This is a genomic window from Paracoccus sp. UBA5162 (assembly GCF_002413585.1).
Taxonomy (GTDB): domain Bacteria; phylum Pseudomonadota; class Alphaproteobacteria; order Rhodobacterales; family Rhodobacteraceae; genus Paracoccus.
This window is the reverse complement of the sequence record NZ_DHXG01000027.1, coordinates 32,162-52,972: the sequence shown is the minus strand read 5'-3', so window position 1 is coordinate 52,972 and position 20,811 is coordinate 32,162. Positions and strand designations below refer to the sequence as shown.

The window sequence follows — 20,811 nt, the reverse complement described above, 5'->3', positions numbered from 1 at the left end:
CTCCGTCCTCAGTAGTCGCGCTCGAAATAGATGCCCAGCGTGCTCTGACCTTCGCTGTCCACCGAACCGCGCGCGGTCAGGCTTTCGGTCACGTCCAGGTTGAGGTTGATCGTGCTCTTGCCGTTATTGCCGACGGCCACGTCGGTATAAAGATTTTCGCTGAGATACTTGCCCGCACGGACCTGCACATTTCCCTCGGCGTCGGTCTGAAGGTCCAGATCGTCCAGGCCGAACTGGTTGCGCAGATTGCCGACGATTCCTTCGCCGCCGCGCCCGGCCAGCACCGCGATCGCATTGGCAAGCTGGGCGGCCTGAAGCGGACTGATATTGTCCAGGCCCCGGCCGAACAGCAACTGCGACAGGACCTCTTCCTCGGGCAATTCGGGCGAGGATTCGAAGGTGATCTCGGGATCGCGCGCCTCGCCATCGATGATGACCCGGGTCGTGATCCCGTTCTGCGAGGTTTCGGCCACCAGCCGGATCACCGGCACCAGGCTGCCCTGCAATTCGACCAGCCCCTCGGCCAGATCGAACCGCTTGCCCAGCAGATCGACCCGGCCCCGGATCAGTTCCAGCTGACCGATGGGGATCACGTTGCGCGTGGTTCCCGTGACCCGCAGCGCGCCACCCATTTCGGCATCGACGCCGCGGCCGCGGATGAAGATCTGGTTCGGCGCATTGATCTGCAGGTCCAGCCGCGGCGGATTGGCCGGCGGGGTCGAGGGCGGGCCGGCCATGCCGGCATCGCGCGACGCCTGGCTGGGATAATCCTCCAGCCCGGCCTTGGCCCGGGTGCCGCGAACCGGCGGACGCTCTGCACCGACATGCTGGATATCCGGAATGGCCTTTGCCCCGCCGAGTCCGGTCGAGGGGATTCGGATCTCGGTCGCGCCGACATTGACGGTGCCGGCGATCAGCGGGCCCGAGGCCATGTTGCCGCTCATCGTCAATTGCCCGTTCAGTTGCGTCTCGTAGAGGTTCGGATCGCGCGCGACCAGATTGTCCAGCACGATGGTCAGATCCAGATTGCCCGCCTGCAGATCGACCGGTCCGGAAACGGCCAGCGATCCGCCCGCCGCGACGCCGCTCCGCGCATCTACCAGGATGCGGCCGTTCCGAAGATCGGCGGTGACGTTCAATCCCTGCAGACGCACGCCCAGGCCGGGATCGGCCAGTTCACCGCCGCTGAGCTGGATGCGGCCGCTGACCGCGTTCAGCGATGGCGGACCGTTCACACTGACATCGACGCTGACCGGCCCCTCGATGCTGCGCGTGCGAATGAAGCTGTTGGCGATCGAGGCGTTGGTGTTGCCGGAAATGTCCAGGTTCGTGTCCGAGAAATTCCGCGCCGCCGAACCCGAGATTTGCAGCCGCGTGTCCCCCGGCGCGACGACGGCCAGATCGACCGCGAAATCCTGACCCGATTCGCGGATCGTGCCGTCCACGCTCAGCGCGCCGGGCAATTCGCGCAGGACCAGTCCCAGATCGGTCAGCCGGGCCGAGACGTTCATGCCGCTGGCGGTGTCGCCATCGGCATCGACCCGCAACTGCGGATTGCGGACCTGAAGGCGCTGGAAGGACAGGCCCGACGCCGATTGCGTCGCCGCCACGTCGAAGCCGGTCTGGCCGCGCAGGATCGGATCGATCCGGTCCTGCCCGATAGCCAGCCCGTTCGCGCGGCCGGTCGCGGTGATCCGGCGCAGGCCGTTTTCTTCGACCAGACTTGCATCGGCGCTCAGCGAGCCGCGGATCCCATTGCCCAGAAAGCGCAGGTCGGCGGCGTTCAACTGCGCAGAGATGTCGGTCTTGCCGCCGCCAAGGGTGCCGGTCGCATTCGCGCTGAGGCGGGGATTTTCCAGCTGTGCCTGATCGATGGTGAAGACACCGTCGCGTTCGACAGCCATCACCGACAGCCGGGTCTCGCCGGCCAGCGCGCCATCGACCTGCGCCTGCCCGAAGGACAGATCCTGCCCGCTGCCGCGCACCGCCAGCCGCCGCGCGCCATCGCCGCTTTCACGGAAGGTCCCGTCCAGGGTCATCGTGCCGCGCCAGCCGGGGCCGAACGAGGCCAGCGACGCGATCTGCGCGGAGGCCGTCAGGTCGGTCACGCCCTTGCCATAGACGCCGCTTGCGGTGGCCGAAAGCTGCGGGTTCGAAATCCGCACGTCCCGCAACGTGACCGTGCCCTTGTCCTCTTCGGCCTTGACGGCAAGCCGGGTCTCTCCCCGGAAGGCGCCGTCCACCTGCGGCTGGCCGATGGCCAGATCGCGGGCGGTGCCGGTCAGATCCAGGCGCCGGATGCCGTCCTGGCGCTGCACCAGCATCGCATCGGCGTTCAGCGATCCGCCCCAATCCGGCCCGAACGGCGCCAGCGAAGCGATGTCAAGCCGGGCCGTCAGATCGGTTTCGCCCTGACCATAGGTGCCGCGGGCCGTCGCGTTCAACTGGTCATTCACCAGTCGCAGGTCGCGCAGGGTGATCAGGCCGTCCTTTTCCTCGGCCTTGACCACCAGATCGGTGGTGCCGGTCAGCGCCTCGTTGCCATTGGCAAGCCCGAGGCTGAGATCCTGGCCTTTTCCGGTCAGATCCAGAAAGCGCGTGCCGTCCCGTTCCGTCAGGCTGGCCCGGGCGGTAAAGCCGCCGCGCCAATCAGAGCGCAGCGCCGACAGATCGGGCAGTTCGAAGGTCGCCGTCGCGTCCAGCGCGCCCGTCACGAAGCTTCCCTTGGCCTTGGCATCCAGTTGCGGGTTTGACAATTGCAGCGTCTCGACCTGATAGCCGCCATCCTGTTCGGCCGCGATGATGGCCAGGCTGGTGCGCCCCTGAAGGGCTCCGTCCAGCGCCGCGATCCCGATCTTCAGATCGTTCGCCTCGCCACTGACCGACAACCGCCGCGCCCCGGCGGCGCCGGTCAGATTGGCCTCGGCCTGCAGCGCGCCCGAGAAGTTGGGATCGGCGTCCTGCAACGAAGGCATCGAGATCGTCGCCTTCACGTCGCTGGACAGGCTGTTCAGATAGCCCTGCGCCTGCGCGGTCAGCCGCTGGGCGTTGATATCGAAACGGCTCAGTTCGATCCCGGTCTGGTCGCGCCGCGCCGCCAGCCTGATCCGCGACTGGCCGGCAAGCAGCCGATCCACCTGCGGCTGGTCCAGCGCGATATTCTGTCCGGTGGCTTCGGCGTCGATGTCGAAACCCTTGGTCAGGACGTTGTAGTAGCCGGTCACCGATGCGTTCGCGCTGCCCTTGATCGACCGGTTCGCGATGACCGACAGCCGCGCGAGATCGTCATAGCGCGCCTCGGCATCGGCCGAGATCAGGAAGCCGCTGGACAGGCCGGAGACCAGGAAATATCCCGACAGGCCGTAATCCGCGCCGTTCACCGTAACCTCGGACAATTCGACGGCATTTCCGGGCGTGAAATCGAACTGGGCCGATCCGTCCAGCTGCGTCCCGATAGCCTCGGCCAGACCGCGATCGGCAAAGTCCATCCGCTGTCCGCCAAAGCCGATCCTGCCCGACACGTTGGACAGCGCGCCATTATCCAGCACCACCGCGCCCGCCCCGTCCAGCGTCAGCGCGCCGATCGTGACCTGGCCCTGATCCAGCTGGCCGACGCGGCCGGTCAGGGTCCAGCCCTGTCCCTCGGCCGAATCGTATTGCAGTTCCAGCCGTCCCGACTCCACTGTCGTGTCCTGCGCGAAAGGCAGCGCGACGGGAACCTGCGACGCATTGGCGTCACGGCCCAGCGTGATCAGAAGCTGCGCGGTTTCCGGCGCATTCTTGGCATTCAGCGAAAGCCGACCGTCGATCCCAAGCGCATCGGTGGCCAGTTTGAGCACCGGCAGGTTCAGCCGCCCGTCGTCGCCGCGCCAGCCTTCGGCCGTCAATTGCGTTCCGGTTCCGAAAAATGCACGATCCTCGGGCGGCAGCAGGGTGGCGATGTCGCCGCCAAGCTGGACGCGGAAATTCGTGCCGGGGCTGCCATCGGGCCCTGCCCCCGCATTCGCCCCCACCGATCCGGTGACACGCTGCTGGCCGTCCGTCGCCAGACGGATGTCGGCCATGAAATCCTTGATCTCGCCTTCGCCGCTGATCTGCGCCGTGACCGAGGGCTTGTCATAGAGGTTGACGAGGTTCACCAGCAGGCCGTCGGCCGCCTCGTCCAGGCCCAGATTGACGCGCAGGACCTTGGTTCCGTTCGAATAGCCCGCATCCAGCACGAACTGGCCGCGCGGCCCGTCCAGACGGTCGATGGTCAGTTTGGCCGCGCCCTCGCCGCCGGCAAGGCTCATGCTGCCGTCGATGGAGATCGCCGCCTCGACGCCGATCACCGGCTGGCCCAATTCGACGCGGCCGGCGCGGATTTCCTTGATCTCGACGCCGACCGGCAGTTCGGGCAGCGCGAATTCCGTGGTCTCGGCCTTGGGCGCCGCCGCCCCGCCCGCGCCCGGCAGGCGCGGCAGGCTGATGCGTTCGGCCGACAATTCGGCGATATCGACCCGGCCGCGCAACAGCGCCGAGCGGTTCCACTGGATGGCGCCGTTCTCAAGCGTCAGCCAGACGCCATCTGCGTCCGCAATGGTCATCTGGGTGAAGGTCGCGCGCGAGGACAGCGCCCCCTGAAACCCGTCGATCGAGATGCGGCGCCCCTGACCCGACAGGTTCCGCTCCAGCAGCCGGGTGATGAAGCCCTTGTCGTCCGAGACCTCGGCCGAGATGTCGGCCGCGCTTTGCGCATGGGCCGCCAGCGGCAGGAACATCGCGAGAAGAAGAATCCAGATCGTGCGCATCAGAATGCCTGCCCCAGCCCCAGATAGACCTGAACGCCGTTGCCGGTCTTGCCCGAGACCGGCGCGGCGATGTCGAATCGCAGCGGCCCGATCGGCGTCTTGTATCGCACCCCGATGCCGGCGCCGGCATGATCGCCGCTGTCGCCGCCAAAGGAACCTTCGGACCAGACGCGGCCGTAATCGGCAAAGGCGACCAGTCCGATCCGCTCGCGGACCTGGAACCGCATCTCGGCGTTCAGCGTCGCGACGCTCATGCCGCCGGTCATGATCGGGCCGTCCGGGCTGGGAATCACTTCGACGCCCAGCGATTGATAGGGCTGGCCGCGCACGGTTCCGCCGCCGCCCGAAAAGAACAGATAGTCGCGCGGCGTGTTCCGGATATCGCTGCCCAGCACGCTGCCCAGCCGGGCGCGGCCGGCCAGCGTGAACCTGTCATCCTGGCCCAGCGAATAGAAACCGCGCGCCTCGCCCAGCAAGCGGACACCGTCATCGGTGCCGCCGAAGCCCTTGAAGGGCGCGGCATCGGCGCTGAGATAATAGCCCTTCCTGGCGTCGGTCGGTTCGTCGCGCTGGTCCCATGTCACGCTCAGCGGGAAAGCGAGAACCTTGAAATCCCGTTGCCCGTTGGCGTCGAACACGCGCGAGAACTGGTATTCGACGGCCAGGTTGGTGGTCAGCCGGTCGCTGAAGATACGGTTGAAGCCCAGCCCGACCGAAGCCGAATCGGAATCGTAATCCTCTTCGCGCATCCGGGCCAGCCGGGTTTCGACATAGGCGGTGGTATCCGGCGTGATCGTCGCCGGACGGTCGAGACGGAAGGTCAGGTCCTCGTCGCGCCCGCTGGTCTTCGAGCCGATATCCTTGACCTTGCCTTCGATCCGCAACCGCTCGCCCCCGCCCAGCAGGTTGCGGTGCATCCAGTAGGCCGAAACCATCGCACCATCGGTGTTCGAGATTTCGAATCCCGCCCCGATCCGGCGCAGTTTCTGTTCCACCACGGTCAGGTTCACATCCATGCTGTTGTCCGGCCCAAGCTGGTCGGCCTCTTCCAGCGTGATCGCCGAGAAGACGCCAGTGCGGCGCAGCCGCTTGCGAACCGTCTCGATATCGTCGGGATCGAAGGGCTGACCTTCGGGCAGGCCCGCGATCTTGCGCAGGCGGCGCGGCTTCATCCGCTCGTAGCCCGTCATGTTCAGCCTGCCGAAGGTAACCGCCGGGCCGGGATTCAGCCCGATTCGGCTGTCCACGGTATTCTGGTCGTGATCGGCGACGATGCTCTGGCTGCCGACAACGGCCTTGGCGTGGCCGTCATTGCGCCAGCCATCCACGCCCGCCGCGGCGGCCGCCTTGATCGTGCCGGTGCCCGCGGTCTCACCCACGGCATATTCGCCCGGAATGTCGGATCCGGGCGCGACAGGCGCGATCTGGGCGCGCGAGAACTTGAAGCCGGGACCGGGATCGACGCGGATCACGACCTTGCGCACGACCCGGGGCGCATCCAGCGGCGCGACCTCGGCCGCCTCGACGCCGTCCAGCGTGATGTTGATGACCGGAGAATAGAACCCCTTGTCATAGAGCAGGCCCAGGATCCGGGCATAATCGGCGCGGGCCGCGGCGAAGACGTCCTGCCCGGTGGTGCGATCCTCGTCCAGCGCGCCCTTGATGAGCGAACTGTTGCGAATTTCGCGATCCAGCCCGTCCTGGTTGCCGGCGACCGTGATTTGCAGATCGACCGGACCTTCGGATTGGCTGCCGCGGCCGAACAGGCCCGAGAACGGGGACGAGGATTGGCCAAGCGCCATTCCCCCGAAACCCAGTGCCGTGAAGACGACAAGTGCCGCCCGCAGATATGCCCGCATCGTCCTGCCCTGCAATTCTTGCTTTTGGCGATTTGAGCAGGATTGCGCCGCGGAATCCAGCAATTCCTGCGAAAAGGGGGGCCGCGTTAACCTTTTTTGGCGCATCGTGGCGTCAGGACAATGCGGCCAGGCATCCCTGAAGCGCGGCCATGTCGTCACGGATCAGGAAGATCGGCGTGTTTTCGGGAATATGGCGCATGAAGGGCTGGGACAGCAGCCCGGTGCTGAAGCGGTCTATCCGGTCGGCGATGCTGCGCCCGACGCTGCCGGCCAGATACAGGCCCTCCAGCGGCATGAAATGCAGCGTCAGTTCGCGGCACATCAGGCCGACCATCTCGGCGAACAGATCATAGGTCGCGACGGCCTGCGGATCGCCGGCCTCTGCCGCCCTGGCGATCCTTTCGCCGGGAACCGGATCGGTGCCGGTGCGGGCGGCGTGGAACCGTGACAGGCCACGGCCGGAAAAGGTTTCCTCGGTCGAGGTGAAGGCGCGGGCGGCCTCGGCGCCGACGGTTTCGGACAGGCGCTGCCAGATGTTGGCGGGCAGGTGGGTGTGCCCTTCTTCGGCCTCCATCGCGGTGATCGCGCCACCGGGCAGCGCGCGGACGGCGCAGACGTTGAAGCCGGTCCCAAGCCCCACGACCAGCGCCTGACCGTTGCGGGCGCGATCCTCGGGCGCCTCGCGCAGGACCGCCAGCCCGTCGCCCGACAGCGACGGCGTGGCATAGCCAAGCGCGGTCAGATCGTTGATCAGCCGCACATGATCCGCATCGGTCAGCCGGGCAAGGCGGTGTTCGTCGAAATCCCAGTCACGGTTCGTCAGGCTGGCCTTGCCGCCGCTGACCGGCCCCGCCACCGCGATACAGACCGAGGTGATGCGCGGCTGGTCCTGGTCCTTCTGAAAGCGCCGCACGACATCGTCGAAACTGGCGAAATCGTCGCCGCGAAAGCGGGTCACGGTGTTATCGTCGATGACCCCGTTTCGCGCGATGGCAAGCCGGGCATTGGTGCCGCCGACATCCCCCAGAAGCATCGCCATTCCGTTACTCCTCGCCCTGCATTTTCTGCCGTTCCCCATCCTTAGGCGAGATCCGGGAAAGTTGCGAGAGGGCGAAGGCCATGGACGCGCCGGACCCTGTTCCGGCCGCCGCCGACGGGGTTTGCGCCACGAATCCGGCCATCGCGACCGGCGGCCCAGACGCCGCGCGGGGCAGGGGTCTTGCCGGCCGCCAGAAGCGGCGTTGTCCGGGGCCGGAATCGCCGCAGGGGAACAAACCCCCGAAATCGCGCGTTTCAGCATCAGAAAACGCAAGGAAAGGCCCGAACCGATGATCCGCTCTGCAAACCGCATCGCCCGCCTGACAATGGCCGGCAGCGTCGTTCTGCTGACGGCCCTGCCCGGACTTTCGGCAATCCGTTCCGATCAGCCAATCCAGGGGTGGCCCGCCATGGAGGGCGTGGACATCGCGACCCTTCTGAACCAGGCGCAGAGCCTTCCGACCTCGGATATGGCGGTCGGTGATCAGCCCTATTGCGCGGTGAACGACGAGATCAGCTCTACTCTGAAGCATGATTTCAACGAAGCCCCCGTCGATGTCAGCCGGCGTGACGGGACCGAATTGTGGGGCTCGGACCAGATGGGAACCTGGACGCTGGTCGCCACGCGGCCCGATGATACAAGCTGCATCATCGCCTCGGGGATCGGCTATGACGATCGCAAGGCGGCCGAGGTCTATTACACGACCGCCGGCCTGCGCTGACGGCGAGGCTTGATCCTCCGCGCCATTTCAGGCTTTTCTTGCGGCCGGAACCGCGATTGCGCATGGCCTTCGGGTCATGCAGGATCGCGCCGCAAGAGGGAGGATCTCATGAAACACATCTGCACCGCCGCGCTTTTGGGCGCGGTCTTCGCCACGCCCGCCGCCGCCAGAGAGGTGAAGATCGGCTATGCGCTGGCCGAGGACAGCCATTACGGCGTCGCGGCCAAGGCCTTCGAGAAATCGGTCACCGACCAGTTGGGCGATGCTTTCACCTTCAAGGATTTTCCCTCGTCGGGACTTGGCGGCGAACGCGAAGTGGTCGAGGGTGTGCAGCTTGGCACGGTGGACATGACCATCGTGTCGACCGGAACGCTGTCGAATTTCGTGCCCGAAGTGGGCGTCTTCGACGTGCCGTTCCTGTTCAGCAGTCTCGATCATGCGCGCCGCGTCCTGGACGGCGAGATCGGGCAGGAAATGCTGGCCAGGTTCGACGAGGCCGGGCTGCACGCGCTGGCCTGGGGCGAGCAGGGCTTTCGCCATATCACGAATAATCGGGGACCCATCACCACCCCCGCCGATGCCAAGGGGCTGAAGATCCGCACGATGGAAAACCCGGTCCATATCAAGGCGTTCGAGGCGCTTGGCGCCGCGCCCACGCCGATGGCCTGGCCCGAGGTGATCGGGGCGCTGCAACAGGGCGCCATCGACGGCCAGGAAAATCCGCTTTCGGTGATCGTTTCGGCCAAGCTGAACGAGGTGCAGAAATACCTGACGCTGGACGGCCACGTCTATTCTCCCGCCGTCATCCTGATTTCCCCCGCGCTGTGGAACAGTCTCGACGACAGCCAGAAGGCCGCTTTCGACAAGGCCGCCAAGGATGCGGTCACGGCGATGCGGGCCTATGTCGATGAGGTCGAGGCTTCGGGTGTCGAGACACTGAAACAGGCCGGAATGCAGGTCAACGAATTGACGCCCGACCAGAAGGCCGCCTTCCGCGCCGCGCTGGAAGGCCCCTACAAGGACTACGAGGCGCAGTTCGGCAAGGATCTGATGGACCGCATCCAGGCCGAACAATAGGGCCGATGCGCCGGCTGGAACGCCTGTTCGTGGTGCTGAACGGCACCGTCGTCATCGCCGGCCTCGCGGTGATGGCGGCGGTCGTCGGCGCGAATGTGGCCGGGCGCTACCTGCTGGGATTCTCGCTGACATGGTCGGACGAGGTCGCGCGCTACACGATGATCTGGCTGACCTTCCTTGGTGCCGGGCTGGCCCTGCGCGAGGGTGCCCATGTCGCCATCGCCAATGCGCAAGAGGCACTGCCCGGCCCCGCGCAGCGCGCGCTCCGCTGGGCCATCCTTCTGATCCTGTTCGCTTTCTTCGGTTTCATGGTCTGGGTTGGCATCGACTACATGAATCGCATGGCGATCCAGAAATCCGCCGCGCTTCGATTGCCGATGTACTGGGTCTATGCCGCGATGCCCGCCGGCTTCGCGCTGATGATGGTGCATCTGGCGCTGATCGCCCCGCGATACCTGCAGGCGGGTTTCAACGCCACCGACGAGGCCGCGCGTGGTTGAGATCCTGGTCGCCGCCTTCCTGATCCTGATGATCCTCGGCGTGCCGGTGGCCTTCGCGCTGGCGATGGCGGCCTTTGCGGCGGTGTCGCTGGCGGGCAGCTATCCGCTGGTGGTCGTCGTCAAGGAGATGTTCACCGGCCTCGACAGCTTTCCCCTGCTGGCCGTGCCCTTCTTCATCCTGGCAGCCGAAATCATGTCGGCGGGTGCGATTTCCGCCATGCTGCTGCGCTTTGCCGCGCAATTCGTGGGCCATCTGCGGGGTGGGCTGGGCTATGCCAATGTCCTGACCTCGACCCTGTTCGCGGGAATTTCAGGCTCGGCGCTGGCGGATGCGGCGGGGCCGGGGGCGATGATGGTGCGGATGATGGAGAAGGGCGGCTACAGCCGCGCCTATGCCGGGGCGCTGACCATCGCCACATCGGTCGTCGGCCCGATCATCCCGCCCTCGATCACGATGATCATCTATGCGCTGCAGGACCGCAACGTGTCGGTGGGGTCGCTGTTCATGGCCGGGATCCTGCCGGGGCTGCTGATTTCCGCCGCGATGGCCGGGGTGAACTGGTGGATCAGCCGCAAGCGCGGCTATCGCAGCGCCGAACCGCGTCCGCCCGTCCTGCAGATGATCCGCAACACCGTCGCCGCGCTGCCGGCGCTGGCTCTGGTGGTGCTGATCGTGGGCGGCATCCGCGGCGGTGTGTTCACGCCGACCGAGGCATCCGTCATCGCCGTCGTCTATGCGATCCTCGTCAGCGCCGTGATCTATCGCGGCTTCACATTCGCGGATCTCTGGGGGGCGTTCTGGCGGGCCGGGATCATGTCGGTCGCGGTGCTGATGATCCTTGCCGGCGCGCGCGCCTTTGCCTGGGTGCTGATCATCGAGGGCGTGCCGCAGGCGATGGCCGACGCGGTGATCGCGATGAACCTGTCGCCCGTCGCCTTTCTGCTGATGGTCAACCTGCTTCTGCTGGTCTTCGGCATGTTCATGGACCCGCTGCCGGGGGTGATGATCCTTGTGCCGATCCTGGCACCCATCGCCAACAGCCTCGGCATCGCCGCCGATCACTTCGCGATCATCGTGATCGTCAACCTGACCTTCGGACTGATCACGCCCCCGGTCGGCGGCCTGATCTTCGTCGTTGCCTCGGCCACCAACCAGCGCCCCTCGGCGCTGATCCGCGAATTGCCGCCCTTCTTTCTGGCCGCGCTGGTGGTTCTGGCGATCCTGACCTTCGTGCCCGGCCTTTCGACCTGGCTGCCCGCCATCAGCGGCTTCTCGCGCGGCTAGGGGCGGAATTTGTTGATAAATGTCAGACCTCGCCGCATCCTGCCCCGGTCCGATACGAAAACCCGGAGGGAGAGATGAGCAAGCGTGACGAACTGATCGGGAAATATGCCGGCGACATCCGCGACAAGCTGGGGGTCGAACCCGACATGGACCTGCTGCGCAAGGTGACGATCGGCTGCGGTCCGTCGATCTACAACAACGACGCCGAAACCGTCGCGGCCAGCGACGAGGCCGAACTGGACCGGATCCGAAAGAACTATCTGATGAAAAAGCTGGGGCTTCCCGACGGTCCGGCACTGATGGAAGGCGTCCACGCGGTGATCGACAGATACGGCCGGTCGAACCGCAGCAAATACCGCGCGGTCGTCTATTACCTGCTGTGCCAGCACTTCAAGAAACAATCGGTCTATGCCTGAACCGAGGCCATCCGCCTGATCGCGGCGGCATGGGCGGCCGATGCCGCAGGGCCATCGGCCGCCAGTGCGGTCGCGGCCCCAACCGGCGCCCGGCAATCGGACGCGGCCAGATTGTCGAGGCGGGCGGTCAGATCGCGCAACATCGCCTCGGCCAGGGAATTGGGCGGGGCGGGGCGGTCAAGGGTCAGGATGGCCGGACCGTCGCGCGTCTCGCGGCGGATCACGGAATGTTCCCTTTCCCTCCGCGGGAGGCTGTGTCAGACAGTTTCGCAAAGAATTTCGTGTCGAAAGGTATCCGTCATGATCCGTTTGCTTGCCACCTCGGCCGTGGCGCTGATCGCGGGGGCCGCGCCGGTCCTGGCCGAACTGACGCCGGCGCAGGTCTGGGACAGTCTCGAAAGCTATTACACCGCGATGGGTTACAAGGTCGAGGTGGGCCAGCGCGACGAATCCGGCGACACGCTGACCGTTTCGGACATCACGCTTTCGCCGCCGGCGGCGGACACGGCCAGCACGACGACGATCACCGTGCCGAAGATGATCCTGCAGCAGACCGGCGATGCCAAGGTCCGCACGATGATCGAGGGCGATACGCTGATCGATTCGATCACCACCCCGCCCGAGGGCGAGCCGGTCGAGTTCGATGCCACCGTGTCGCTGCCCGACAACGAGATGATCAGTTCAGGCACGCCCGACGCGATGACCCACGAGGTCGTCTATCCGCAGATCAAGGTTGCGGCGACCTTCACCGGCGGCGCGGCGCAGGACGGCAAGGCACCCTTGACGATCCTGCTGAACGACGTGAAGGGCCGCCAGCAGAACCAGGACGGCACGGCCGGCCGGATCACCTATGATCTCAGCGCCGCCGGCGTGGACATCGCCCTCAGCGCGAAAGAGCCTGTGCAGCAGGACGGCTCGGGCGGGACCGGACAGATCGACGCCAGCGGCAATGTCACGGATCTGACCGCAAGCGGCTGGATGCAGATGCCGTCGGACGCGCCCTCGGAACCGCAGGCGCTGAACAGCGCGCTGGCATCCGGGATGGCGCTGGACGGAACCCTGACGATGGGAAGGGTTTCGGGCGAGTTCGTCTTTTCCGGTCAGGACGAGGACGGCCAGCCGCAAGACGGCAAGGCCAGCTATGCCGCCGGCCCCAGCAGCATGGCGTTCTCGATGTCGAAGGACGGGCTGGGCTATGAAGGCTCGGGCAAGAACAGCGCGGTCGAGATGACCCTCGGCTCGCTTCCCTTCCCGATCACCTATGCCGTCGCCGAGACCTCGGCCAAGATGATGCTGCCGGTGACCGCTTCGGACCAGCCGCAGCCCTTCACGCTTGCCTACAGCCTCAGCGGGCTGACGATGGGCGATGCGATCTGGGGCCTGTTCGATCCGCAGGCCAAGCTGCCCCGCGACCCGGCCAGTCTGACCGTGGATCTGTCGGGCAATGCGCTGGTCGGCAGGGACCTGCTGGATCCGGCGCTGGCCGAGAAGATGCAGCGCGAACAGGATCCTGCGGCCAGTGGCGATCTCGCCGCCGGGAACCCGGCCGATCAGCCCGCAGGCCCCGACATGCCCTTCGCGCCGCAGGATCTGACGATCAACAGGATTGCGCTGGATGCGGTGGGGGCCAAGGCCGATCTGACCGGCCAGCTTGCCTTCGGCGATACGCCCAACGAGCCGGTCGGCAAGATCCAGGGCAGCTTCACGGGCCTGAACACCCTGCTGGAGACATTGTCGGCCATGGGCCTGCTGCCGCAGGAACAGCTGATGGCGACGCGGATGATGCTGGCCATGTTCGCCCGCCCCTCGGACAGCGATCCCGAGACGATGACGACCGAGATCGAATTCCGCGAGGGCGGGTCGATCTTTGCCAATGGCCAGCAGGTGAAATAGGCCGCAAGGCAAGCCGGGTCGGGGCAGGGTTGTCCCGACCGTCTCGCGCCATGGCGCGCATCACCGACCGCGCATCGACGCCCGCCCGGAATCGGGATGCGGCAGGCTGACCGGGCCGCGCCCGCTGGCGTCCGTGCCCCGGTTTCGCGGCGCAGTCCGGCCGCGGATCACCCTTTTCATTTGCGCATCGCTTCGGGTCGCGGGAAAAGAGGACGCCGAACAACGAGGACTTCATGAGCAGCACAACCCCCCGATTGCAGGATCTGGCCCAACGGCTGATCCAGGCCGCGACGGCGGCAGGCGCGGATCAGGCCGATGCGCTGGCGCTTTCGGGCCAGTCGGTCAGCATCGACGTGCGCGCGGGCGGGCTGGAACATGCCGACCGCGCCGAAGGGGTCGAGATCGGCCTGCGCGTCCTGATCGGCGGGCGGCAGGCCTGCGTCTCGGGTTCGGACCATACGGATGCGGCGATCGCACAGATGGCCGACCGCGCCGTCGCCATGGCCCGCGAAGCGCCGGTCGATGATCATCTGGGGCTGGCCGCGCCCGGGCAACTGACCGATCGGCGCGACGCCTCGGGGCTGGAATTGTCCGATGACAGCGCCGATCCCGCCCCCGACCACCTTCAGGATCTGGCGCTGCGGGCCGAGGCGGCGGCGCTGGCCTTGCCGGGCATCGCACAGGTCGAATCCGCCAATGCATCCTTCATGCGGCGTCAGCTTTGGCTGGCGGCCTCGAACGGGTTTTCCGGCGGCTACGGACGGACCGGCCACGTGATTTCGGCGGTGGCGATCACCGGCGAGGGGCTGGGCATGGAACGCGATTACGCCGCCGAATCCCGCGCCTTCACCGCCGACCTGCCCGAGCCGGAAGAGATCGGGCGACTGGCGGCCGAACGCACGCTGGCCCGCGCCGGGTCGCGCAAGCCGCCCACCGGGGCGTTTCCGATCCTCTATGACCGCCGCGTCTCGGCCTCGCTGATCGGGCATCTGCTGGGCGCGGTCAATGGCAGCGCCATCGCGCGGGGGGCCAGCTGGCTGCTGCGCGCGCTGGATCAGCCGGTCCTGCCGGCGGGCTTCGACCTGACCGAGGATCCGCTGCGCCCGCGCTATCCCTCGTCTCGGCCCTTCGATGTCGAGGGGCTGGCGACGCGCCGGCGCAGGATCGTCGCCGATGGCGTGCTGCAAGGCTGGACGCTGGATCTGGCGACGGGGCGCAAGCTGGGGCTGGACAGCACCGGATCGGCGGCGCGCGGGCTGGCCTCGGCGCCCTCGCCCACGACGGCGAACGTGATCCTGACACCGGGCGCGAAGACCCGGGACCAGATGATCGCCGAGATGGGGCGGGGGCTGGTCGTGACCTCGATGCTGGGGGCCTCGATCAATGGCACGACGGGCGATTATTCGCGCGGCGCCGCGGGTTTCTGGGTCGAGAACGGCCAGATCGCCTATCCGGTCAACGAATGCACCATCGCCGGCAATCTGCGTGACATGCTGATGCGCATCGAGGCGGCCAACGACGCGCTGCCCTGGCGCGGGGCCGAGGTGCCCAGTCTGCGCGTCGAGGGAATGACCGTTGCCGGGGCCTGAGGCCGATCTGGCGCTGCTGGCGGATGCCGCGCGGCAAGCGGGGCCGATCGCGATGCGATACTGGCGTCAACAGCCGCAATCCTGGGAAAAACCCGACGGCGCCGGCCCCGTGACCGAGGCCGATCTGGCCGTGAACGAGACGCTGGAGACGATCCTGCGACGCGCCCGGCCCGATTACGGCTGGCTGTCCGAGGAAAGCGAGGCCGATCCCTCGCGGCTGGATGCCAGCCATTGCTTCATCATCGACCCGATCGACGGCACCCGCGCCTTCATCGCCGGGCAGGAGGGTTTCGCGCATTCGCTGGCCGTCGCGCATGGCGACCGGATCACCGCCGCCATCGTGCATCTTCCGGCGATGGATCTGACCTATACCGCCTTCGCCAACGGCCCGGCGCTGCTGAACGGCCGGCCCATTGCACCCAGCGATGCCGGGATCGCGGGCGCGCGCGTGCTGACCTATCGCGCCGCCGCCGAGCCGGGGTTCTGGCGCGACGGCCGCGTGCCGGGCTTTCGGCGCGAATTCCGCCCCTCGCTGGCGTGGCGGCTGTGCCTTGCCGCCGAGGGGCGTTTCGACGCGGCGCTGTCGCTGCGGGCGGCCTGGGAATGGGACATCGCGGCGGGCAGCCTGATCGCGGAACGCGCCGGCGCCGCGGTCAGCGACCGGCAGGGCGCGCGGATGCGGTTCAACGGGCCGCGCGCGATGGTGGACGGGCTGATCGTCGCCGGCCCGCGTCTGCACGACCAGATGCTGACGGCGCTGAGGCGCGGCTAGATCAGCCCGGATTTCGTCACCTTCAGCAGCCCCGCGCGGCGCAGCGAATCGACCGGATAGCCATCCGATCCCATCAGCTCCAACGAGAAATCAGGCTCCAGTTTCTTCAATTGCTGCAATGCCCGGCGCGCGCCCTCGTGGTCGTTCAACTCATAGCGGATGGCGCTGAGAAAACGCAATGCGGGGCGATTTTCGGGCGCGTATCCGTGAGTGGTCGAAAAGTATCGCTCGGCCGCGGGCAGATCGCCCACCCGCATGGTGGCGATGGCCCGACGCAGGATCCAGGCGGCGGGGCCCAGTTCGGACAGCGCGCTGTTATGGGCGGCGCTGGCCTCGGCCTCGGCCTCGCGGTGGTGGCCCATGCTGGTCAGCGCGCTGGAATAGGCCAGACGCGCGATCGGATTTTCGTCGTCGATGGCCATGGCGTGGCGCGCCATGTCAAAGGCGGTCTCGCGCTGACCCTGATAGGCGGCGACCATTGCGTTCACGCCAAGCGCCGAGGGATTGCCGGGCGACAATTCGCGCGCCCGCGCGGCCATGTCGGCGGCCAGTTCCGCGTCATCCTCGGGGTTCTTCGACAGACGTTCCAGCAGCATCGTGTGGCGAATATAGGAGCGCAGCGACAGGATCACCGCCTTGTCGCCATTGGGGTCGATCTGGGCAAGCTGTTCATCCGCGCGTCTCAGCCGCGGCGCGGAATAGCTGAACACGTCCTGCAGCGGCATCCGGCGCAGACGCGGATCGGGCACGGTCTCGCGCAGGGCCTCGACCCCGTGCAGGATGGCGACGGTGACGCTGCTCGCGACCTGACGCAGATGCGCCAGCGTATCGTCGGCCGGGATGGTGAAACGGCGCGACCACAGCATCCGCCCGTCGCTGCGCAGCCGGGCCGCGAACAGGATGACGATGCTGCCCCCCGCCTTGTTGGCCATCGCCCCCAGCTCGATCCCGACCGAGATCCGGCCGATGCCCGGATCGCCCTGCACCACCTGCAGGGGCAGCATGTCGCTGACCCGTGCCGCCGCTTCTTGCAGGATCATCGCCGCCGTCACCGCCGCCTGCGGATCGGCCGCCATCGGCGATTGCAGGATCAGCGCCGGGGCGCCGTCCGGTTCCACCACGCTGGCCAGGACCTGGTCGGCCTGATCCTCGTAGTGGCTGCGGGCGTCACGCAGCCAATCCTCGAATTCGGGGTCGGGAATATCCAGGTCGGACGCGAATTCCGGCCGCTGCCCATCGGCACCGGGGCGGCCGGTCACGTCCAGCCGCACAAGATCGGTGTCCAGCCCGACCCAGCCCGGCCCGGTCAGCAGGGCGTGCCGCCAGGGTCCAAGGGCGATCCGGATCTCGCGCAGCAATTGCCGGATGCTGGCGGCGCCCTGTTCCGGCTCTCGTTCGCTGAACAGCAGATCCTGCAGCCGCGGCCGAGCCACCTGCATCTTGACCGAGGATCCCAGTACAGCCAGCGCACCGCGCGCCTTCATGCCGCGCGGCGTCAGACGTTCGCCGCCAGGTCCCGTCAGATCGACGGGCCCGGCCAGACGCAGGATCAGGTCGCTCACCGGAGATTGTCCGTCGCTGTGATCAAGAAAATGTGTTACCCTTAAACGATAAATTTTGACACGGCAAACCGGTCGTGGTGGTCGGAGCAGGCGGGAAGGTGGTTCTCCGATGGCAGTTTTAAACGCGCAAAACGCTCAGAATGCGCAAAACGCGCAAAATGCCCAGAACGCACAGAATGCCCAGGGCGGCGGGATCGGGCCGGGGTCGACCCTCATGGCGGCCGCGTTGATCCGCACCCGCGAGGCCATCGCGGGCACCGAACAGATCCAGCCCGTCGCCGGCCAGACGTCGGGCCTGGACATCACCGCGCGGCTTGAACGGCTGGACGACATCGACCGCGAGGCGGTCATGGCGGGCGAATTGCTGGAGGACATCAGCTTTTCCGCGACCGGCTACGACCCCGCCGAGAACACCGCCCGGACCATCACCGTCCTGCGCCGCAAGACCGGCACGAATCCGCTGAAGGCCAGCTATACCGAACTGGCCGCGATCACCCGGCCCGGCCTGGACGATTTCCGCCAGGCTGCGACATTGATCGGCAGCTATGCCGAACTGCGCAGCGACCGCGCCGCCGAAATCCAGGTCCAGACCCAGCATCTGGTCCCCTTCTTCGCCGCGATCCTGCCGATCGAGGCCAGCCGCGCGCCCGCCACGCTGGAAATGCTGGATCTGGCGCAGGACATGGCGACGTTCGTCGTCATGCGCGTCAAGCTGAACCTGGGCTGCCCGCGCCCGCCGCAGTTCAGCGACCGCATCCAGCCGATGATCGCCTGCCCGTCGCATGCCTCGCTGCCCAGCGGCCATGCCACGCAGGCCTTCACGCTGGCCACGATTCTGGCGCTGTTGCAGGATCCGGATGCCGGCGTGGCGTCCGACAGCCAGCTTTACCGACTTGCCTGCCGGATTTCGATCAACCGCACCGTCGCCGGCGTGCATTTTCCCGCCGACAGCGCAGCGGGGGCGGTTCTGGGCATTCAGCTGGGCCGGTATCTGGCGGCACGGGCACGCAAATCCGCCTTCGGCAGCGCCGGCGAGGTGGGCCGGGGCGATTTTGACGGCACGCTGTTCCACGATTCCGGCCAGCCGCGCGATTTCCACTATGCGATCCTGAACCAGATGGTCGCGGGTGCCGATCCTTCGACCAGCTTTTCAACGGACGCCGCGCGCGTCAGGCCCGCTCCGCTGTGGGGATCGTTGTGCAAGCGCGCGGTCGCGGAATGGGGGCAGCGGTGGAGCTGAAACAGGAACCGAACGATCCGAATTGCGGGAAGGCGCAGCCGGAATGGACCGCACCCGTTGCCGCCTACACTCGCTATCGCCCCGGCCTGTCGCCCTACATGCATTATTGGCAGCAGCTTCGCGCCCGCCGCGGCCAGACCGCGCCGCCGCCGGATCACCAGCCCGAGGACGGAGCCAAGCTGCCCGGCCAGATGGCAGAGGCGCTGGAGGATCTGATCCGCCGGAGCTTTGGCGAATGATCGCGCTGGCCATCATGTCGGCCTTCGAGGATTTCGTGAACGATCCTGCCGGCGTGCTGCCCGATGATGCGATGAATCCCGACCCGCAGGAACTGGACGACAGCGACCTGGACGATCCGGCGTTGGCCTACCTGGAGGACGCGGCCCTCCCCGACCCCGATCGCGGCTGCATCCTGGCGGTGATCGACGATGCCATCCCCTTCGCGCATGAGCGGCTGACCCTGCCGGGCGGCGTCAGCCGGGTGGCGGCCTTCTGGGCGCAGGACGCGGCCTTCGCGGGCGGTCCGGGGCTGGATCTGCCCTCGGGGATCGAATTGCGGGGGCCGGCGATCGGGCAGTTGCTGCAACAGGTGGCGGCTGGTGCACTTCCGGGCGAGGACGCGATTTATCGCGCCAGCGGCGTTCTGGACTTCCGGCGCGACAGCACGCCTTCGACAGCCTATTCCGATCCGCACGGCGCCGCGGTCGCGCTGCTGGCCGCCGGTTTCGCGCCCCAGGATCCGGCCGGGCGCGACCATCCCCTGATCGCCGTCAATCTTCCCCCCAGGATCACCGAGGATTCGATGGGCACGCTGGCCCCGGTCTCGATCCTCGCCTCGATCCTGTTCATCATCACCCGCGCCCGACGTCTGTGCCGCCTTGTCGAGGCGCGGCGCGGCCTGTCCGCCGGATCGGTCCGGCTGCCCGTCGTCATCAATCTCAGTTTCGGACTGACCGCAGGGGCGCGCGACGGATCCAGCCTGCTGGAACGCTTCATGGATGCGGTGTCGGCGGTCGCCGCTGCCGATCTGGGTCCGGTCCATTTCGTTTTGCCCACGGGCAACAACCGGCAGTCTCGGCTGTTCGCGCGGCTGAAGCCGGGCGAGGACATCGGCTGGCGCATCCAGCCGGACGATCGCACCATCACCCCGATCGAGATCTGGGGCCCGGTCCATGACGGCCCGCCCGATGGCAGGTTCCAGATCACCGTGACGCCGCCGGGCCTTGCCCCGACGACCACTGCCTTCACTGCGCCCTGGCAATATTCGCTGCTGACCGGCGCGGACGGGGCCGAGCTGGGCCGCGCCTACTACACGCCGCGCCTGCTGGAGAACGGTCGCTGGCGCGAGGGGGCGACGGTGATCGTCAATCCGACCTGTCCGCAATTCCCCGGAGAGCCCTGGGCGATGCCCGGCGAATGGCGCGTCGGGATCGCACCGGGATCGTTGGACGGGGTTTACGAGACCTCGGTCCAGCGTGACGAGGTGATCCGAGGCTTCCCCCGCGAGGCCCGGCAAAGCTGGCTCCATGATCCTGCCTACCGCGCCGAGGACGAGGCCGGACGGCCGATCCTGTCCGATCCGCCCGCCAGCGGCGCGCGTGTGGTGCGGGACGGTGCCTTCAACACCTATGCCGGCGGCGCGCGGCCAATCCGCGCCGGCGCGGTCGAGGCGGCGGGACTGTCGCTGACATCCTATTGTTCGACGCTGGGCGATGGCCAGGGCGGGGATTGCCTGCTGCCGGTCGATCGCTCGCATGGCCTGAGCGGAATGATCGTGCGCGGGCGCGCCAGCGGCGGATTCTCGATCCAGGCGGGAACGTCGCTGGCCGCGCCGCAATTCGCCCGCTGGCTGGCGGCACGCCTTGCCGCGGGCGACGCGCCCGCCGACCGGGGCGCGATTCGCACCCTGGCCCAACTTCACGCCGCCCAGCCGAACCCGACGCCGGTTCTGGACGGAATCGACCGGTTTTTGCCCTTCTAGGGTAAAAAAGGCCCTTCTCGACTGCTGTCCTGCCGCGTTCGTGGCGGTTTCACGCGGCGGGATTCACGCTGTTTTCACGGCGCAGCC

At 67.2% G+C, this 20,811-nt stretch carries 16 protein-coding genes; 11 read left to right on the top strand and 5 right to left on the bottom strand.

Annotation, left to right across the window (positions count from 1 at the left end; all coding sequences use genetic code 11):
- Positions 1–8: 8 nt before the first annotated feature.
- From B4A72_RS03790 to B4A72_RS03780, 3 genes are all read right to left on the bottom strand, one after another.
- A complete protein-coding gene (locus tag B4A72_RS03790; RefSeq protein WP_292978107.1) occupies positions 9–4,790 on the bottom strand; it encodes a translocation/assembly module TamB domain-containing protein in 4,782 nt (1,593 codons plus the stop codon).
- Positions 4,790–6,649, bottom strand: a complete 1,860-nt coding sequence (locus B4A72_RS03785) for an autotransporter assembly complex protein TamA (protein ID WP_292978106.1) — start codon at positions 6,647–6,649, stop codon at positions 4,790–4,792. Before B4A72_RS03785 ends, B4A72_RS03790 begins: the two co-directional genes overlap by 1 nt.
- A 112-nt stretch (positions 6,650–6,761) precedes the next feature.
- Positions 6,762–7,688, bottom strand: a complete 927-nt coding sequence (locus B4A72_RS03780; RefSeq protein WP_292951548.1) for a glucokinase — start codon at positions 7,686–7,688, stop codon at positions 6,762–6,764.
- A 289-nt stretch (positions 7,689–7,977) separates the two neighbouring features.
- Here B4A72_RS03780 and B4A72_RS03775 point away from each other — a divergent pair, with 289 nt between their 5' ends.
- The 5 genes from B4A72_RS03775 to B4A72_RS03755 all read left to right on the top strand — a co-directional run bounded on the left by B4A72_RS03775 (position 7,978) and on the right by B4A72_RS03755 (position 11,687).
- Positions 7,978–8,409: a hypothetical protein gene (locus B4A72_RS03775; RefSeq protein WP_292951545.1), complete on the top strand. Its 432-nt coding sequence runs from the start codon at positions 7,978–7,980 to the stop codon at positions 8,407–8,409.
- 108 nt (positions 8,410–8,517) lie between these two features.
- Positions 8,518–9,486, top strand: coding sequence for a TRAP transporter substrate-binding protein (locus B4A72_RS03770; RefSeq protein ID WP_292951542.1), 969 nt, complete (start codon positions 8,518–8,520; stop codon positions 9,484–9,486).
- A gap of 5 nt (positions 9,487–9,491) precedes the next feature.
- Positions 9,492–9,986 carry a TRAP transporter small permease gene (locus B4A72_RS03765; protein ID WP_292951539.1) on the top strand — a complete coding sequence of 165 codons (495 nt, stop codon included), beginning with the start codon at positions 9,492–9,494 and terminating at the stop codon, positions 9,984–9,986.
- Positions 9,979–11,271: a TRAP transporter large permease gene (locus B4A72_RS03760; RefSeq protein WP_292951536.1), complete on the top strand. Its 1,293-nt coding sequence runs from the start codon at positions 9,979–9,981 to the stop codon at positions 11,269–11,271. Before B4A72_RS03765 ends, B4A72_RS03760 begins: the two co-directional genes overlap by 8 nt.
- A 74-nt stretch (positions 11,272–11,345) precedes the next feature.
- The gene (locus B4A72_RS03755; RefSeq protein WP_292951533.1) at positions 11,346–11,687 is read left to right on the top strand and encodes a DUF2853 family protein; all 342 of its coding nucleotides are present in this window, start codon (positions 11,346–11,348) and stop codon (positions 11,685–11,687) included.
- On the opposite strand, the gene B4A72_RS03750 is transcribed toward B4A72_RS03755, so the two are convergent.
- Complete coding sequence (locus B4A72_RS03750; protein WP_292951530.1) at positions 11,678–11,911, bottom strand: hypothetical protein; 234 nt, start codon at positions 11,909–11,911, stop codon at positions 11,678–11,680. The genes B4A72_RS03755 and B4A72_RS03750 overlap by 10 nt on opposite strands.
- A gap of 76 nt (positions 11,912–11,987) precedes the next feature.
- Between B4A72_RS03750 and B4A72_RS03745 the strand changes: the two genes are divergently transcribed.
- The 3 genes from B4A72_RS03745 to B4A72_RS03735 all read left to right on the top strand — a co-directional run bounded on the left by B4A72_RS03745 (position 11,988) and on the right by B4A72_RS03735 (position 15,941).
- Positions 11,988–13,580, top strand: coding sequence for a DUF2125 domain-containing protein (locus tag B4A72_RS03745; protein ID WP_292951527.1), 1,593 nt, complete (start codon positions 11,988–11,990; stop codon positions 13,578–13,580).
- Positions 13,581–13,813: 233 nt separating this feature from the next.
- Positions 13,814–15,169: a TldD/PmbA family protein gene (locus B4A72_RS03740; protein ID WP_292951524.1), complete on the top strand. Its 1,356-nt coding sequence runs from the start codon at positions 13,814–13,816 to the stop codon at positions 15,167–15,169.
- On the top strand, positions 15,156–15,941 hold the full coding sequence (locus tag B4A72_RS03735) for an inositol monophosphatase family protein (RefSeq protein ID WP_292951521.1): 786 nt from the start codon (positions 15,156–15,158) through the stop codon (positions 15,939–15,941). The genes B4A72_RS03740 and B4A72_RS03735 overlap by 14 nt, the downstream gene beginning before the upstream one ends.
- Here the strand turns inward: B4A72_RS03735 and B4A72_RS03730 are convergent.
- Positions 15,938–17,503, bottom strand: a complete 1,566-nt coding sequence (locus tag B4A72_RS03730; RefSeq protein WP_292951518.1) for an SARP family transcriptional regulator — start codon at positions 17,501–17,503, stop codon at positions 15,938–15,940. The genes B4A72_RS03735 and B4A72_RS03730 overlap by 4 nt on opposite strands.
- 109 nt (positions 17,504–17,612) lie before the next feature.
- On the opposite strand from B4A72_RS03730, the gene B4A72_RS03725 reads away from it, so the two are divergent.
- From B4A72_RS03725 to B4A72_RS03715, 3 genes are read left to right on the top strand one after another with little or no spacing between them, the layout of a single operon-like run.
- Positions 17,613–18,743: a phosphatase PAP2 family protein gene (locus B4A72_RS03725; protein ID WP_292951515.1), complete on the top strand. Its 1,131-nt coding sequence runs from the start codon at positions 17,613–17,615 to the stop codon at positions 18,741–18,743.
- Positions 18,734–18,982, top strand: a complete 249-nt coding sequence (locus tag B4A72_RS03720) for a hypothetical protein (protein WP_292951513.1) — start codon at positions 18,734–18,736, stop codon at positions 18,980–18,982. Before B4A72_RS03725 ends, B4A72_RS03720 begins: the two co-directional genes overlap by 10 nt.
- Positions 18,979–20,724, top strand: a complete 1,746-nt coding sequence (locus tag B4A72_RS03715) for a hypothetical protein (RefSeq protein WP_292978105.1) — start codon at positions 18,979–18,981, stop codon at positions 20,722–20,724. The genes B4A72_RS03720 and B4A72_RS03715 overlap by 4 nt, the downstream gene beginning before the upstream one ends.
- The last annotated feature ends 87 nt before the right edge of the window (positions 20,725–20,811 follow it).

What these genes read in the sequence shown, in the direction of transcription:
- B4A72_RS03790 (WP_292978107.1), bottom strand. Translation starts at nt 4,790, where the DNA reads ATGCGCACGATCTGGATTCTTCTTCTCGCGATGTTCCTGCCGCTGGCG.
- B4A72_RS03785 (WP_292978106.1), bottom strand. Translation starts at nt 6,649, where the DNA reads ATGCGGGCATATCTGCGGGCGGCACTTGTCGTCTTCACGGCACTGGGT.
- B4A72_RS03780 (WP_292951548.1), bottom strand. Translation starts at nt 7,688, where the DNA reads ATGGCGATGCTTCTGGGGGATGTCGGCGGCACCAATGCCCGGCTTGCC.
- B4A72_RS03775 (WP_292951545.1), top strand. Translation starts at nt 7,978, where the DNA reads ATGATCCGCTCTGCAAACCGCATCGCCCGCCTGACAATGGCCGGCAGC.
- B4A72_RS03770 (WP_292951542.1), top strand. Translation starts at nt 8,518, where the DNA reads ATGAAACACATCTGCACCGCCGCGCTTTTGGGCGCGGTCTTCGCCACG.
- B4A72_RS03765 (WP_292951539.1), top strand. Translation starts at nt 9,492, where the DNA reads ATGCGCCGGCTGGAACGCCTGTTCGTGGTGCTGAACGGCACCGTCGTC.
- B4A72_RS03755 (WP_292951533.1), top strand. Translation starts at nt 11,346, where the DNA reads ATGAGCAAGCGTGACGAACTGATCGGGAAATATGCCGGCGACATCCGC.
- B4A72_RS03745 (WP_292951527.1), top strand. Translation starts at nt 11,988, where the DNA reads ATGATCCGTTTGCTTGCCACCTCGGCCGTGGCGCTGATCGCGGGGGCC.
- B4A72_RS03740 (WP_292951524.1), top strand. Translation starts at nt 13,814, where the DNA reads ATGAGCAGCACAACCCCCCGATTGCAGGATCTGGCCCAACGGCTGATC.
- B4A72_RS03725 (WP_292951515.1), top strand. Translation starts at nt 17,613, where the DNA reads ATGGCAGTTTTAAACGCGCAAAACGCTCAGAATGCGCAAAACGCGCAA.
- B4A72_RS03715 (WP_292978105.1), top strand. Translation starts at nt 18,979, where the DNA reads ATGATCGCGCTGGCCATCATGTCGGCCTTCGAGGATTTCGTGAACGAT.